The 15,199-nt window shown below is 53.0% G+C and carries 18 protein-coding genes; 2 read left to right on the top strand and 16 right to left on the bottom strand.

Annotated features, from left to right (window positions below):
- Nucleotides 1-17: 17 nt before the first annotated feature.
- Both ESZ91_RS10540 and ESZ91_RS10535 read right to left on the bottom strand, forming a co-directional pair.
- Entirely contained in the window at nt 18-1,319 is a 1,302-nt protein-coding gene (locus ESZ91_RS10540) for a replication-associated recombination protein A (RefSeq protein WP_129227053.1), read from the bottom strand.
- Nucleotides 1,320-1,326: 7 nt separating this feature from the next.
- Entirely contained in the window at nt 1,327-2,118 is a 792-nt protein-coding gene (locus ESZ91_RS10535) for a patatin-like phospholipase family protein (protein ID WP_161971147.1), read from the bottom strand.
- A gap of 31 nt (nt 2,119-2,149) precedes the next feature.
- Between ESZ91_RS10535 and ESZ91_RS10530 the strand changes: the two genes are divergently transcribed.
- The gene (locus ESZ91_RS10530) at nt 2,150-3,133 is read left to right on the top strand and encodes a nucleoside recognition domain-containing protein (protein ID WP_129227048.1); all 984 of its coding nucleotides are present in this window, start codon (nt 2,150-2,152) and stop codon (nt 3,131-3,133) included.
- On the opposite strand, the gene ESZ91_RS10525 is transcribed toward ESZ91_RS10530, so the two are convergent.
- Genes ESZ91_RS10525 through ESZ91_RS10495 form a run of 8 tightly spaced genes read right to left on the bottom strand, consistent with a single transcriptional unit; the run spans nt 3,127 to nt 8,811 of the window.
- Nucleotides 3,127-3,924, bottom strand: a complete 798-nt coding sequence (locus ESZ91_RS10525; RefSeq protein WP_129227046.1) for a prephenate dehydratase — start codon at nt 3,922-3,924, stop codon at nt 3,127-3,129. The genes ESZ91_RS10530 and ESZ91_RS10525 overlap by 7 nt on opposite strands.
- A gap of 3 nt (nt 3,925-3,927) precedes the next feature.
- On the bottom strand, nt 3,928-4,950 hold the full coding sequence (locus ESZ91_RS10520; RefSeq protein WP_129227044.1) for a 3-deoxy-7-phosphoheptulonate synthase: 1,023 nt from the start codon (nt 4,948-4,950) through the stop codon (nt 3,928-3,930).
- Nucleotides 4,951-5,439, bottom strand: coding sequence for a pantetheine-phosphate adenylyltransferase (gene coaD, locus ESZ91_RS10515; RefSeq protein WP_129227042.1), 489 nt, complete (start codon nt 5,437-5,439; stop codon nt 4,951-4,953).
- A gap of 9 nt (nt 5,440-5,448) precedes the next feature.
- Nucleotides 5,449-5,979 carry a 16S rRNA (guanine(966)-N(2))-methyltransferase RsmD gene (rsmD, locus tag ESZ91_RS10510; protein ID WP_161971146.1) on the bottom strand — a complete coding sequence of 177 codons (531 nt, stop codon included), beginning with the start codon at nt 5,977-5,979 and terminating at the stop codon, nt 5,449-5,451.
- Complete coding sequence (locus ESZ91_RS11675; protein WP_161971145.1) at nt 5,976-6,566, bottom strand: hypothetical protein; 591 nt, start codon at nt 6,564-6,566, stop codon at nt 5,976-5,978. Before ESZ91_RS11675 ends, rsmD begins: the two co-directional genes overlap by 4 nt.
- 7 nt (nt 6,567-6,573) lie before the next feature.
- A complete protein-coding gene (locus tag ESZ91_RS10505; protein ID WP_161971144.1) occupies nt 6,574-7,107 on the bottom strand; it encodes a 5-formyltetrahydrofolate cyclo-ligase in 534 nt (177 codons plus the stop codon).
- A 2-nt stretch (nt 7,108-7,109) separates the two neighbouring features.
- Nucleotides 7,110-8,156, bottom strand: a complete 1,047-nt coding sequence (gene alr / locus ESZ91_RS10500; protein ID WP_129227036.1) for an alanine racemase — start codon at nt 8,154-8,156, stop codon at nt 7,110-7,112.
- A 55-nt stretch (nt 8,157-8,211) separates the two neighbouring features.
- Nucleotides 8,212-8,811 (bottom strand): helix-turn-helix domain-containing protein, encoded by a 600-nt coding sequence (locus tag ESZ91_RS10495; RefSeq protein WP_129227034.1) that lies wholly within the window; start codon nt 8,809-8,811, stop codon nt 8,212-8,214.
- A 302-nt stretch (nt 8,812-9,113) separates the two neighbouring features.
- Between ESZ91_RS10495 and ESZ91_RS10490 the strand changes: the two genes are divergently transcribed.
- Nucleotides 9,114-9,833 carry an SGNH/GDSL hydrolase family protein gene (locus tag ESZ91_RS10490; RefSeq protein ID WP_129227032.1) on the top strand — a complete coding sequence of 240 codons (720 nt, stop codon included), beginning with the start codon at nt 9,114-9,116 and terminating at the stop codon, nt 9,831-9,833.
- Nucleotides 9,834-9,866: 33 nt separating this feature from the next.
- Here the strand turns inward: ESZ91_RS10490 and ESZ91_RS10485 are convergent, their stop codons facing one another.
- The 6 genes from ESZ91_RS10485 to ESZ91_RS10460 all read right to left on the bottom strand — a co-directional run bounded on the left by ESZ91_RS10485 (nt 9,867) and on the right by ESZ91_RS10460 (nt 15,165).
- Nucleotides 9,867-10,373, bottom strand: coding sequence for a hypothetical protein (locus tag ESZ91_RS10485; protein WP_129227029.1), 507 nt, complete (start codon nt 10,371-10,373; stop codon nt 9,867-9,869).
- Nucleotides 10,374-10,383: 10 nt separating this feature from the next.
- Complete coding sequence (locus ESZ91_RS10480; RefSeq protein ID WP_129227027.1) at nt 10,384-10,665, bottom strand: YerC/YecD family TrpR-related protein; 282 nt, start codon at nt 10,663-10,665, stop codon at nt 10,384-10,386.
- Nucleotides 10,662-11,537: an amino acid ABC transporter ATP-binding protein gene (locus ESZ91_RS10475; RefSeq protein ID WP_129227025.1), complete on the bottom strand. Its 876-nt coding sequence runs from the start codon at nt 11,535-11,537 to the stop codon at nt 10,662-10,664. The genes ESZ91_RS10480 and ESZ91_RS10475 overlap by 4 nt, the downstream gene beginning before the upstream one ends.
- Before the next feature lie 3 nt (nt 11,538-11,540).
- Nucleotides 11,541-12,191, bottom strand: coding sequence for an amino acid ABC transporter permease (locus ESZ91_RS10470; RefSeq protein WP_129227023.1), 651 nt, complete (start codon nt 12,189-12,191; stop codon nt 11,541-11,543).
- Between the two features lie 17 nt (nt 12,192-12,208).
- The gene (locus tag ESZ91_RS10465) at nt 12,209-13,075 is read right to left on the bottom strand and encodes a transporter substrate-binding domain-containing protein (protein WP_129227021.1); all 867 of its coding nucleotides are present in this window, start codon (nt 13,073-13,075) and stop codon (nt 12,209-12,211) included.
- A 140-nt stretch (nt 13,076-13,215) separates the two neighbouring features.
- Entirely contained in the window at nt 13,216-15,165 is a 1,950-nt protein-coding gene (locus tag ESZ91_RS10460; protein ID WP_201270907.1) for a fructose-1,6-bisphosphatase, read from the bottom strand.
- Between the last annotated feature and the right edge of the window lie 34 nt (nt 15,166-15,199).

Raw genomic sequence — 15,199 nt, 5'->3', positions numbered from 1 at the left:
TTTAAATATCGCAATTCCTACTCCATTCCCTTTTTGACGCGGATCTGACGCACGGTTTTTTCGTAGCCGCGGTCGGAGGGTTTATAAAACTCGGCGTCTTTCAGGCTGTCGGGCAGATATTGCTGTTTGACGTAACCGCCGTAATCATGCGGGTATTTATAGCGTCGGCTCTGCGCTTTTGCCGCCGCGTCGCCGTAAGAATTGTCTTTGAGATAGGGCGGGATATTGTCATCGCGGATCTCCGTGGCGGCTTTTCTCGCCGCGCCCATCGCCGTAATGACGGAATTGGATTTTTCCGCTTCGCAAACATAAATAATGGCGTTTGTCAGAGGGATCAGCCCTTCGGGCGGACCCATGCGTTCGAACGCGTAAAGCGCGGAAGTCGCCACGACGAGCGCCTGCGGATCCGCCATACCCACGTCCTCGCTGGAATGAGCGATCAGGCGGCGGAAGATGAGAATCGGATCGCAGCCTCCTTCGATGAGGCGGAAGGCGTAATAGAGCGCGGCGTCGGAATCGCTCCCCCGCAAACTCTTGCAGAACGCTGACAACAGATCGTAATACACGTCCTCGTTGTAGGAAAGCGCCTTTCTCTGGATGGACTGTTCCGCGTCTTCGAGCGTCACGCGCACGGTGCCGTCCGACTGCGGCTGCGTGGTGACGACGGCGAGTTCCAGCGCGTTATACGCGGCGCGAAGATCTCCCCCGCACATATTGGCGATATGTTTCAAAGCGTCTTCGGACACGTCCGTCTTGTATTGGTACAATCCCTTTCTGGAAGTGAGAGCGGTTTTCAAAGCGCCCGTGATCTCCTCTTCCGAAAGGCGCTTGAATTCGAACACGCGGCAGCGCGAAACGATGGCGGGCGTCATCGAGGCGTAGGGATTTTCCGTAGTGGAACCGATAAATATGATCGTTCCCTGCTCGATGGAAGGAAGGAGGGAATCGGATTGCGTCTTATTGAAACGATGGCACTCGTCGAGAAGAAGATAAGTCTTCTTTCCGTACATTTTCAAACTGTTGCGCGCCTCTTCCACTGCCTTTTTCACGTCCGCGACGCCGCTCTGCACGGCGTTCAATTTGACGAAATTACCGTTGGTCGTCGAAGCGATGATGTGCGCGAGCGTCGTTTTGCCGCAGCCGGGCGGTCCCCAGAAAATACAACTGCCAAGCCGGTCCATAGAAATAGCGCGGCGCAGCAGGCTGTTGGGTGAAACGATGTGTTTTTGCCCGATAAAATCGTCCAGATTGCTGGCACGCATTTTTTCAGCGAGCGGTTTCGCCTCGTATTCGTTGTTATTGAGATCGAATAAATCCATAATTTTATTACTCTGAGATCAATTCTTTGATCTTTTCGGCGTTTTCTTTGCCGATCCGATAGCCTGCCTCGTAGGCGGCTTCGATATTTTTCACTTTGTACTGGCTCACGTCTTCCATTTCGGGTTCCAGCCACAGATCGATCTTGCGGCTGTGCTTGGTATGCACCGTCTGCGTGCGCTTGCAGTCCATGATATCGTAAACGCGCGTCACGAGCGAAAGCACGTTCGGCACCTTGTCGAGTTTTTCAACTTTCCCCAGAACGTCCACGGCGACGACCACGTCGGCGCCCATCTTTTTGACTTCTCTGACGGGAACGCGGCACAAAACGCCGCCGTCGACGAGAAGCATACCGTCGATCTCCACAGGACGGAAGACCGTAGGCATGGCGCTGGACGCGAGAACCGCGTCCACGACGCTGCCTTCGGAAAAACATTTCAGTTCCGCCGTCTTTAAATCCACCGCCACGCAGCAAAAAGGAATATGCAACTGTTCGAAGGTACAATCCTCCAAAAAGCCCGATATAAGTTTCCTGACGCGGACGGATTTTAACAGTCCCAGTTTCGCCAGAGCAATGAGGCTTACGTCCAGGATATCCGTCGTCTTCAACTCAAATGCGATGTCGCGCATTTCGTCGCAGGTCATGCCCTTGGAATAGCAGGCTCCGACCACGCTTCCCATAGAAGAACCCGCGATATAGTCGGGGCGGATATCCGCCTCTTCGAGAGCCTTCAAAAACCCCACGTGCGCGATGCCGCGCGTACCTCCCGCGCCGAGCGCAAGACCCAATGTTTTACTCATAATTGTATACTCCCGTAACATAAATTACTGTATGACCAAATCGAAAAAAATTTTGTACGCCTCCCTTTCGGCGGCCATACTTGCCATCATCGTACTTTTGGCAATGTTTCCCGAACGGTATGCGAAATGCTGTCTGAGCGGATTGGAGTTGTGGCTGTATTTCGTGCTCCCCTCGCTGTTCCCTTTTTTCGTTCTGACGGCGCTGCTCACGAAACTGGGCGTCGCCGAGCGCGCCTCGCGCGTCCTGTCGCCGCTGTGCGAAAAGGCGTTCAAGATGCCGGGCATCGCCTCCTACTGCTTTGCGATGAGCGCGCTGTCGGGCTATCCCGTGGGCAGCCGCATGCTTGCGGACCTTCGCGAAAACGGCTTGATCACCGACGCGCAGGCGACGAGGATGAGCCCGCTGTGTTCCACTTCGGGACCGCTGTTCGTCATTGCGAGCGTCGGCGCCGCCATGTTCCACAGTCAAAAGATCGGACTGATCCTTTTCTGTTCGCATATTTTCGCGGTCGTGCTCGTGTGCCTGGTGTTTTCCGCTTTCACAAAAAAGCAACCCGCCGCCCAACCGCCTCAAAGAAGGCTCGTTGCAGCCGACAATATTTTGTACGAGAGCGTGTACGGCGCGGTGACTTCCATCCTCGTGGTGGGCGCGTTCATCGCCGTATTCTATATTCTGGCGCAGATCCTTTCGGACTTTTATCTGCTCTTACCCGCAGAATCGCTGTTCTCGCTCGTTTTATCGCCCTTCGACAAGAGCGGACAACTCGCCGCCGCCTTTACGCAGGGGCTCATCGAGGCGACGCACGGCTGCAAACTGCTGGCGCAAAATCCGGGAATGCTGTCCGTTTCCCTCGCCGCATTCGTCATTACATTCGGCGGCGTATCCATTCTCGCCCAGCAGATCTGTTATTTCAAAAAAGCGGGCGTCAAACTTAAATATTTTCTGCCCGTTAAAATCATACAGGCGTTTACCGCCTTTGCGCTGTGCCTGCTGTTTTGTTTTCTGTTTCAGTAACAACCTAAAAGTTTGAAATTTTTGGTATACTCCTGCAGGCGGCTGAGCGCCGCGCGGACGCCGTTTGCCGCGATATCGCCCTCGAATTCGATAAAAAAGTTATATTCGCCCGGCGAATCTTTTTTGGGGCGGGATTCGATCTTCGTCATATTGAGATCGTACACCGCGAGAATTTGCAGCATCTTTAAAAGCGCGCCCGGTTCGTGCGGGCAGGACGCCGCAAAGTATACGCGTCCGGAATGCACGGGGAGATGTTCCTCTCCCCTTTTTACGAGCAGGAAATGCGTAAAATTTTTCTTTTCGTCGGCAATGTTTTCCGCAGAAAGTTCGTAGCCTTCGCGCGCCATATGCGCGCCCACGATCCCCGCGTCCGTTTCCTTTTGCATGACGGACAAACTCTCCGCCGTCGAGTCGGTATAGACGATCTTCGCCTGCGGCAGATTTTCGGAAAGGAATTTCCCGCATTGCAGTATGGCCTGTTCGTGAGAAAATACCCGCTCGATACGGGAAAGATTTACGCCGCGGCGGAATATCAGGCGATGGTCGATCTGCAACAGGTATTCCTTTACGGCGAATAATTCGGCGCTGGCATATAAGAGATCGAGGTTTTGCGCCACGGCGCCCTGCAACGTGTTTTCCACGGGCAGAACGGCGCAGTCCGCCTCGCACGCGAGCACGCAGGAAACCGCCGCATAAAAACTTTTGCGGGGCAGATACTCTGCCGTCGGGCACAATTTGCGGGCGGCAAGCGACGAATAACTCCCCTCGGGGCCGAGATATGCGGTCTTCATCTTTTATACCTTGTCCGCGATATCGAGCACGAGCCGCTCGGTATCTTCCCACCCCAGGCAGGGATCGGTGATGGATTTTCCGTAGACGATATCCTCTCTCTGACAGCCCTCTTCCAGAAAACTTTCGATCATGAAGCCCTTGACGTACTTTTTGAAATCCTTGTCGTACAGGCGGTTGTTTAAAACCTCCTCGACGATACGGATCTGCTGTCTGTGCTTTTTGCCCGAATTGGAATGATTCGCGTCGATCACGATGGCGGGGTGTTTCAGCCCGCTCTTTGAATAGCCCTCGATGACTTTCATCACGAATTCATAGTGAAAATTGGGAATATCGTTGCCGTAATTGTCCACCGCACCGCGCAGTACCGCATGCGCCAATTCGTTGCCCGTCGTTTTGACCTGATAGTTCTGATATTTGAAGATCTGCTCGCTCTGTGCGGCGTAAATGGAGTTGAGCAGCACGGGAATGCTGCCGCTCATGGGATTTTTGATCCCTACGGGAAGTTCGATGCCGCTGGAAACCAGGCGGTGCATCTGGTTCTCACTTGAACGTGCGCCCACCGCGATGTAGGTCAGCAAGTCCTCCACATAGGCGTAGTTTTCGGGATAGAGCATTTCGTCCGCCGCCGAAAGCCCGCTGATGCCGATGGCGTCGATATGCAGTTGACGAAGCGTCTTGATCCCCTTTAAAATATCTTCTTTACCATTGGGGTCGGGCTGAGTGAACATACCCTTGTAACCCACGCCCTTGGTGCGCGGTTTATTGGTGTAGATGCGCGGCACGATGACGATTTTATCCTTGACGCGCTCGTTGAGTTTTCCGAGTTTTTCCACGTAGTCCAAAACGGGTCTGCTCTCGTGCGCCGAACAGGGACCTATGATGAGCAACAACTTGTCCGTATCGCCGCGGATAACTTCGCCTGCGAGTTCGTCGCGCCCGCGCTTTATTTTCCGTAAATTTTCGGGCAGCGGCGTTTCGGCAATGATCTCTTCCGCTTCGGGAATCCTTTCTTCTCTTCTGAACATTTATCTGACCTCTGTATCTAGTAATTTCCGAATGTCCCCGCGGATCTCGGCGGGGACGTAATCGTCTACGTTTTTATGAAACCTGAGCGCGTCTTTTACAAGACTGGAACTGATATGCACGAGATTCTGCCGCGTAGGCAGAAAAATGGTGATCATCTGCTTGTACATATCGCAGTTGATGTAATTGAGTTGGTTTTCGTAATCGTAATCTGTACCGTTCCGAATGCCGCGCACGTAAAATTTGGTATTCTCTTTGCGCAGAAGATCCACCAAAAGTCCGTCGTACGCGACGACTTTGACGTTCGGGTGTCCCGAAAAAACCTTTTCGAGCAGCATAAGCCTGTCTTCGGTTTTGAAAAGCGGCTGTTTGTTGGGATTGATCATCAAAGCGACCACGACTTCGTCGAAAATTTCCAAACATTTCAGAACGATATCCTGGTGCCCGATGGTAGGCGGGTCAAACGTGCCCGCAAAGACGCATTTTTTCATAATAACTCCTCAATCGGGGGTAAAAAACGTGAGATAGGTACTGCCGTACTTGCGCTCGTCGTATTTCACGAGCGACGCGATCTCCCCTTCGAATGGTTTATCGCTCTCGAATACGGCGACGCCGCCCGTCGTCAGCAATCTCCGTTCGCCGATAATCGAAAGCGCCTCCGCGCCGAAACCGCTTTTATACGGCGGGTCGATATAAATGACGTCGAAAGTCATATCCAAAGATCCGAGCAGCGATCTGAAATCGCAGTTGTAAATTTTCGCGTCCGTCTTTAAAAGAGACAGATTCTTTCTGAGCACGGCGAGGCTGTCTTTGGAAACGTCGTTGAACACCACGTAATCGGCGCCGCGCGAGATAGCTTCCAGCCCCACGTTGCCGCACCCGCAGAATAGATCCAACAGATTTGCGCCGTGAATTTCGGGCGCGAGAATATTGAATAGAGATTCCTTTACCCTGTCCGCGGTCGGGCGGATATCGTTTCCTTTAAAACCCGTAAGCACTCTGCCGCGGAATTTTCCTCCGATGATCCTCAATTTTTCTTCTCCATTTCGGAAATAGCATTGGTTTTTTTCAACAGGATATAGTGTTGCAAGCGCCCCTTTTCGCCGCCGATGATATAGGAAACGCCGAACAGCGTCAGCGCAACGGCGAACACGATCAGACAGAAAAACAGATTGGCTTCCAGACTGATGGCGACGACGGGAAAATACAGCCAGCCGTAAACGATGAACAGCGCGATCTTCACGCCGTTCGAGCCGGTCATCTGCGCGGCGACGATCAGAACGATAGCGAGCGCCATGGTGATCAGCCCGATCAGAAAGCCCTTATATACGCGGTATTCCTTGCTGATATGATAGGTGGAATGCCCTTCGGGCGCGCCGCTCGGCTTATTCCTGCGCTTCGCCTCGCCAATGACGCTCATCTTGAAATCCTGTTCTCCCGCGGAACGCATGAGGAAAAAGTCCAGCGCGAACATCGCCGCCAGCATGACAAAGACGATCGCAACGCGCGCCGCCACGTTATCGAGCGCGAATACGAGGAACATCGTGATCCCGAACAGAAAATTCATAATGAGCAGCGTGCCCACGCGTTTGGTATATTCCCATGCCCATTGCAACATTTGCGATTTACCTCCGATATAATACTTCCCGCTCGGTCGCGACGGCGTCCAAAAAAACGTCCGTCGGCTCCGCAGGCACTTCGTTTACGATCTGAAAAGAATAGGCGAGCCCGACTTTGCACAACTGCTTGTCCATAAAAAACCTGTCGTAGTATCCCCCGCCGTAGCCCAGCCGCGCACAGCGCCTGTCAGCCGCCAGAAGCGGCGTCAGGCATACGTCGGGCACAATTTCTTCGGCGTCCCCTTGCGGTTCCATAATGCCGAACGCGCCCTTTTCGAGCGCTTGTCCGACGTAGCGGACGCACTGCATCCGTTGCCCCGCCACGCGGGGTAAAAAGACTGTTTTGCCTCGTTTGAAAAGTTCCTCTATGATGCGCCGCGTATCCGCCTCGCTCCCGAAAGAAACGTAGACGAAAAACGTTTCCGCATTCATAAAGGGTTGGGAAAACAGATTTTCGAATATGCCGTTATCCCGCGCCCGCCGATCTTCGCAGGCTGCGCGCAGCGCTTTCATGCGGGCGCGAAGTTGTTGCTTTTGCATCGTCATTCCTTATTTTTCTGCTCCAAGCCGCGCACGTACACGAATTCGGCGCGCTTTGTGACAGAGCACAGAGCCTCGTACGAAATGGTGTTATGCCGCCGCGCGTATTCGTCCGCGTCGGCGAAAACGAGCACGGGCTCGCCCTTAGCGTGCGCGCCCGACACCACGCATGCGTCCATACACAGATTGTTGATATTCCCGATCCCGCCCGCACGGAAAAACCCGTCCCCGTAGCCGATGCGGAGCGTCGTCAGATCGCCCGACCTGCCGTTCGCACGGCCGTAGGCGATGCCGCCGAATTCGTATTTTCTGCCCGCCGCCGCATGCGTGTATACGCAGAGCGCCGGCAAAAAACGCTTATCCGATCTGATGCCGCGCGGCAGATAGCCGTATAATGCGATGCCGCAGCGCACCATGTCCATATGATAGGCGGCGTCGGCAAATACGCCGCCGCTCGCCGCAATGTGTTTGGTAAGTTTTCCGAACACCCCTTCCGCCACGCTGCAAAAGCGCAGGAACAACTCGTACTGCGCGCGCGTTTCCGATCTGCTTTCGGGAAGATAAAAGTGCGAATACACTCCTTCCACCGAAATATCCGTTTGCTTTTTCACGAGCAGACAGGAATTGAGGAACTGCCAGTATTCATAGCCCAGGCGGTTCATGCCCGTATTGGCTTTCAGGTGCACGCGCACGCGTACTCCGAATTTTTCGCACGTCTTTTTCACGAGCAAAAAGTCGTTGTCGTCCGCGAGCGTGAGGATCATGTTGTAAGCGGCAGCGCGCAGAACTTCCGTTTCGTCAAGCGCGGGCTGCAATACGAGGATATCCTCGTCCACCCCCGCCGCGCGGATCTGCGCGCCCTCGTCGACGAGCGCCACTGCAAACGAGTCGCATACCCCGTGCAGGGCGTTCGCGATTGCGGCGGCGCCGTGGCCGTAGCCGTCGCACTTGACGACCGCGCATAGTTTTGCCGAACCGATGACCGAGCGGATATTTTCCGCGTTGCGGACGACGTTGTCCAAATTGACCAAAGCGATATTTCTCTGCATACTTCCCTCCCGACGTACATACCATTGTATGCGGGTTAAGAAGAGCGGGGTGACTTTATTTGTTCTTTTGACCGCGCAGGATAAACCAGAAGATCGTTAAAAGTTGCAACGGCACCGCGATGACGAATACGAGCCAGATGTTCTGCACCATGGGAACGGACAGATAGATGGAAAGCGCCAGCGTCCATACGAGAAAGGAAACGGACGCCGCCGTGCAGTATTTGTTCGCCCACAGAGAACTGAAAACGATCAGAATAACGCCCGACGCGGGCATGGCGTACACAAACACCAGCCACACGCGGTAATTTTCGACGCCGCACATCAAGAGCATGGAAAAGACGAAAGTCGCCAAAAGCCAGACAAGCCCGCAGCATATGAGGGTGATCAAAATGCGTTTGCGTACTTCCCGCGTGACCTGTTTTCGCGTTTTGGGCGGTTTGCCGCCGCGGTCGGTCACGAGATAGTCCAGCGTGACGCCGTACAATTTCGCGAGTTCGCACAGCACGGTAATGTCGGGGACGCTCTCACCGCGCTCCCACTTCGAAACTGCCTTATCCGAATAATTCAATTTTTCCGCGAGTTGCAACTGCGTCAGATTCGCCGCCTTGCGGCAATCCGCCAGGTTCCGCGCGATAATCGTTTTGAGATCGTCCATATCCCTATTATACCATATTCCGCGCCGCTTGTAAAAAGTATTTTTCGGCTATTTTGTATTTATATACAAATATTTTCGCGGATAACCTCCTTTCTCCCGTTTTCAAACAGACTACATTGTGTGATTATTGCAACACTCTACTTTCGGTAGAGGCGAAAAACGTCGACTCTACCGCCTCATAAATAAGAGTATAACGCAAATTCGGCACGGTAGGTGTACTTTTGCGAAAAATTGCACTAAAATAATATTATAGATCGTTTAAGACGCCGCAAAAACAGGCATAATGGAAAAGGAGGACGACTATGACTATGCTCAATGATTTCGACATCACCGTGATGGGAGATTCCATCGCCAAGGGATTATTTTTAAAGGATAATAAGATCATGCGAATCGAGCGCAACACCGTAAAACTGATGCAGGAACATTACGGGGTTTCCATCGAAAACTTTTCGCTGTTCGGACAGACGCTGAAAAAGACGGTGCAAAAAGGATTTTTCGATACGTATCTGGAAAACAACGCGCACAAACCCAACAAAGTTCTGGTCATCGCACTCGGCGGCAACGACTGCGACTATAACTGGAAGGAAGTAGGCGAACATCCCGACGCGCAGCACGAACCGAACACGCCGCCTTCGGAGTTTTTCTCCCTTTTGAACGAAAACGTACAAAAACTGAAAAAAGGCGGGATACACACCTATCTCGCGGCGCTGCCGCCCGTGTATTCCGACCGATATTTTCAAAATATCATCGCCGCTCGTGCGGATAAAGACGCCGTGCTGCACTTTTTCACGGGCGACGTGACCAACATTTCCCGTCATCAGGAATGCTACAACAATTTAATTTTGCGCGCGGCTCTCTTGAACCGCTGTCCCTTTATCGATTTCCGCACGGATTTTCTTTTGAAAAACAATATGCCCGACTATATCAGCGAGGACGGGATCCATCCCAACGAAATGGGACACGAACTCATGTTCCGCCGCATACAGGAGTTTACAGAGCAATCGCTGCCCCTATACGCTTAGAGAGGGAACCCCGGTCGGGGTCCCCTCTCTTTTTTATTCCGAATATACAGGTTGTTCTCCGAAACGCACCAACGCCTCGTCCAGTTCCGAAAGGTCGTGGTTATCCGTCTGCAAAAAATATTGTACGATGATATCCGTCGTATCCGCATCGGACAAAGAATAACCCGCCCGCGCGAGAAGATCGCGCGCCTGGTCTTCGTTGAGCGACAGCGCAAAGGCAAACAGGATCGCCGTGCGCTTTTTGGGCGTGTAATTCGCGTCCGAACGGATCTTGGAAAACAATTTCCGATCGACGCCCGCACGCTTGTACACGTCGCTGTCCTTTTCGCCGCGCGCGTCGATCCAGTAAAAGAGCATTTCCGAAAACGTCTTGCCCCGCTTTCCGATCCTTTCGCGCAGGGCGTTTTCGTCCGTTTCCGCCGCGCCGCACAAAGCGCGCGGTTCGCATTCTGCATCGATTTTGAACGCCGCCCGCAGTACTTTGCGGGGCGGCGTTCTTTTCGCCTCTATAAAGCGTTTAAGCGCCTCAAAATCGATCATAGCCGCCGCCTTATCGTCCGTCGCGCGGAATCAGCCGCGCATAGCCGCCGCTGCCGTGGTGCACCGCGCGGGAAACGCGGGAAAGCGTAGCGGAAGATATTTCCGTGCTGTCCATAATTTCAGCATACGTTTTCCCTTCCAGCAATAATTTAGCCGCCGCGACGCGCTGCGCCATCTGCTCCTGTTCCTGAAAGGTGCATAAATCGGAAAGAAGCGCGAGGCAGTCCTCTTCCGTCTTGCAGTTCAGGAGCGTGCGGCAGAGAATTTTCGTCATATCCCCGTTTTCGTTCATAGCGTCTGCTCCAATGATTTTTGCAGGAACGCGCGCGTCTTGTCGCTCTTCGGGAAATCGAATACTTCCGCGGGCGTGCCCATCTCCTCGATGACGCCGTCCGCCATAAAGATGACCAGATCCGCCACGTTGCGCGCGAATTCCATTTCATGCGTGACCACGATCATGGTGCTGTCCGAAGATTTCAGCCCCTTGATCACTTTCAGCACCTCGCCCGTAAGTTCGGGATCGAGCGCGCTCGTCGGCTCGTCAAAACAGAGGATATCGGGATTGAGCGCGAGCGCACGGGCGATCGCCACGCGCTGCTGCTGCCCGCCCGAAAGTTCGTACGGGTAGGCGTTGCGTTTTTCGGTCAGCCCTACCCTGTCCAAAAGGGAATTCGCCTTTTCCTCGGCACGCGCTTTTTGCGTGGAGCGGATCTCCTGCAATACGCGCTTTTGTTCTTCTTTTTTTTCTTTACGCTCGTCGGGACCGCACTCTTTTAAAGACGCGCGCAATTCTTTCTTCTGATTTTTGAAATTTTCTTTGTCCAAAAGGTTTTGCGCCAGCGTGATATTCTGAAATACGGTGTACTGCGGAAACAGATTAAACGACTGGAACACCAGCCCGAAATGCAGGCGCTTTTTGCGGATATCCTTCACCGCTTTTTTACCGAGTTCGGCAGCGTCGAACAGTTTTTCACCGTTTAAATACAATTCGCCCGCGTCGGGTATCTCCAAAAAATTCAGACAGCGCAAAAGCGTGGTCTTGCCGCCGCCCGAAGAGCCGATGACCGCGAGCACCTGTCCCTTTTCCAGCCCGAAAGAAATGCCTTTGAGCACCTCGTTCTCGCCGAAATTTTTCCGATAATTTTTAATTTCCAAAAACGCCATACGCTACACCCTGAAATAATTGAGTTTCTTTTCCAGCCACCCGAACAGCAGCGTCAGGATGCCGATAAACGCAAGGTAAAATACGCCCGCATATAAGATCGGAAAGATGATGTTGACCGCGTAGGTCGAGGAGATCGTCGTTGCGACGCGGATGATCTCGATAACCGAAATAGTATTCGCGAGCGACGTGTCTTTGACGAGCGTCATGACTTCGTTGCTCATCGGCGCGAGCACGCGGCGGATCACTTGCAGCAACACGACGCGCATAAAGATCTGCGAACGCGTCATTCCCAAGACCTGCCCCGCCTCGTACTGCCCTTTGGAAATGCTCTGGATCCCGCCGCGGTATATCTCGGAAAAATAACACGCGTAATTGATGACGAACGCGATGACAGCCGCCAAAAAACGGTTGCTGAACGCGGGCAACCCCAAAAGCCCCGGGCCGTAAAAGATGATCAGAAGTTGCAACATGAGGGGCGTTCCGCGGACTACCCAGACTATCAGTTTGAAGAGCATACGTAGCGGGTAAAATCTGGACATGGTGCAGAATGCGACCAACAGCCCGAGCGGCAGAGCGAAAACGAGCGTCAGGGCAAACAATTCCAAAGTGGTAAGGAACCCCAACGCCAGTTCGCCGATAATTTCGATAAACATTCTGAACTCCGGACCGATCAGCCTTTATACGCCATGGGCGCGAATACCGTATAGCCGACAACGAATTTTTTCGCTTTCAATACGGCCGCATAATCGCCGTCCGTAGGGAATTGGTAGTTTTCGTCGTATTCGCCGAATCCGTTGACGAGCACGTCCTGCAAACCGTATTTTTCGCCGATCTTACGAATGGTCCCGTCTGCCCATAATCCCGCGAGGACGTGGTTGAATACGGCGGGAAGATTGCTTTTTTCGCGGCAACCGACCGCATAGAATTCTTTTTCGACGCCCTCGATCTCCACGACCGACAGAGATTCGTGATAGGCGCCCGTTTCAGAGGTGATATAGTACCCTGCCATCACCGCATCGATCACGCCGACGTCGCTCGCACCCGAAGATACTTCGGTGAATATATCCAACTGTTTTTTCGCGGGAACAGGCTCCTTTTCGAACACGTCCTGAATTGTCGTAAACCCTGCGGAGCCGGCCTCTGCGACCATGGATTTAGCGCTCTTCAAACCTTCCAGCGTGCCGAACTTTTCGGCGTTCTCCTTTTTGACAACGGCTACCTGCTTATTTTCCATATACATTCCCGTAAAATCCAAACCGCCGATCTGCTGGTTTCTGTCCTCGTCGAAGTATCCTTCGTCGCGCGCTTTCGTGTAGGTAAAGCCGTTCCACGCCGCGTCAATGCTGCGGTTATCCAATTCCGCCTCTTTGGTGTCCCAGTTGATCTCCACGAAACTGACACCCACGCCCAGTTTATCCGCGACCGCTTTTGCGAGTTCGATATCGAATCCGATCAGTTCTTTGCTGCAGCCCGACATGGTTACGCCGATCGCAGCCGTCATTACGAGCGCGAGCAGCAGAGTGAAAAATTTTTTCATGTGCAAACTCCTTGTTACATTATAAATTTCTTATCCATTATACTTTAACGCGCTAAATTAGTAAAGTAAATCGACGAAGTTTTTACAAAAAATTTTATAAAAAAATCCCCGAGCCGCTTTCAGCGGTTCGGGGCGAAATATCAGCAATCGGTGGGACGATGATTCCGGAAATATTCCAACAGCGCCTGCAAACCGTCGATCTGGCAGGAGATCCCACGCCCGATGTCGGTGTCGCGTACAAGGAGTCGGTTTTCGCGCGTTTCGAATACGGTCACTTCGGAATGAATGTCGCTACGCGTTTCGATCGCCTTTTCCACGGAGTCGAAAGGTTCGTGCGCGCACAGTTTCAGACCGTGCGAATTGTAGATGAGCGTATAGCCTGCGATGCCCGTCTTTTCGTGGTACGCCTTGCAGAAACCGCCGTCGATGACGATCAGTTTCCCCTCCGCCTTGACAGGGCTCTCCCCGTCTTTTTTCTTGACGGGGACGTGCCCGTTGACGATATGGCTGTATTTTCCGTCAATGCCGAAATCGCGCAGTATTTTTTCGCAGAACGCCTTGTCGTTGCAGTAGCGGTAATAGGCGTTGCTCTTTTCCTTATGGTATTTTTCGTCGTCTATGTAAACGCGCTCGAAGGTGGTCAGTTTTTCGCGGCCGAAAAGAGGAGAGCGCTTTCCGCACCAGAGATACCAGGCAAAGTCCAGCGCTTTTTCGTCCGTTTCGCCCTTTAAAAAGGCGTTGTACGCCGCGCGGACTGTGTTGTCGGCATAAATCATCAGTTCCTTGCCCCTGCGTCCCTCGAATTCCATGTAACTGCCGTCGGCATTGAGCGGGATACAGCCGTGAAAAATCAGGTTGTCGTTGAAAATCTTAAAGGACGCGCCCTTTTCGAACATGAACGCAACGTGGCGCGTCAGTTTTTCGCTATGCGAAAAGGCGCGTTTGAGCCCGTCGAGCACTTCCCGTTCCGCCGCAGTGTACGTAAGAGGCGCGGCAGGGTCTACCGTGATAAAGTCGCAGCGGTTGAGTCTGACCTCATCCCCGTCTAAAACGACGGTGCCCTTTCGGTAATCGATGTGCGTCAAAACCTGGCGGTCGTCCATATCGTATTCGGGGCGGCGACCGATGATCTGCCCTTCCGCTTTCATGAGCATGAAAAAGACTGCCTTGCGCATTTTCGCGATCGTCGCGCGGTCCCCGTCGCCGTCCAGACCGTCGGTTTCCACGGGATAAAAGCGCGCGTCCTCGTCCATACAGTTTTCGGCATACACCGCAAGTTTTCGGAGGGATATGCCGTAGCATTCTTCCAGAACGTCGATATTGCAGTATTTGAGGGAAATATCCACAACGGTGAGAATACATGCCTCGTTGCCCATATGCGCGCCCATCCAGGATATATCGTGATTGCCCCATTGCAGATCGGCATTGTGATGCTGCATGAGAAGATCCATGATCTTATCGGGATTTTCGCCGCGGTCAAACAGGTCGCCCACGATGTGCAGCGCGTCCACCGCCAGCCTCTTTATGACGTCCGTGATTGCGACGATAAAATCCTCTGCGCGGTTCAGTTCGATAATGGAGGCGAAAATTTCGTTGTAATACGCCTCTTTGTTAAAGTCGGTGCGGTCCATATTGATGAGTTCGTCGATGATATAATCGAAATTGCGGGGCAAGGATTTTCGCACCTTGCTTCGCGTATATTTGGAGGCGACCGTCTTGCACACTTCCAAAAGCCTGTGAAGTTGCACCGCGTACCATTCTTTGAGTTCTGCAACGCCCTTGGCTTTCATCTCAGCGATGATCGCCGCGGGATAATAGATGAGGGTCGCGAACTCGTCGCGCTCGCTCTTGGTCATCACCTTTCCGTAAAGCGCCTCTATCTTTTCCCGGATAACGCCCGAGCAGTTGTTCATGATATGGCAGAACGCCTCGTACTCGCCGTGCACGTCGCTCAGAAAGTGCTCGGTGCCCTTCGGTAGGCGCAGGATCGCGTCGAGGTTGATGATCTCCGCCGCCGCCGACTGAAACGTGGGATATTTTGCGGACAACACCCGCATATATTCGTTAAAATATTGTTCGTTGTTTTCCATACGCATTATTGTATCACGGAACGCGCCCCGCGTC

The sequence above is a fragment of the Candidatus Borkfalkia ceftriaxoniphila genome, from assembly GCF_004134775.1.
GTDB classification, from domain to species: domain Bacteria; phylum Bacillota; class Clostridia; order Christensenellales; family Borkfalkiaceae; genus Borkfalkia; species Borkfalkia ceftriaxoniphila.
The sequence above is the reverse complement of the archived record's forward strand: the minus strand, read 5'-3'. Positions and strand labels throughout refer to the sequence as shown.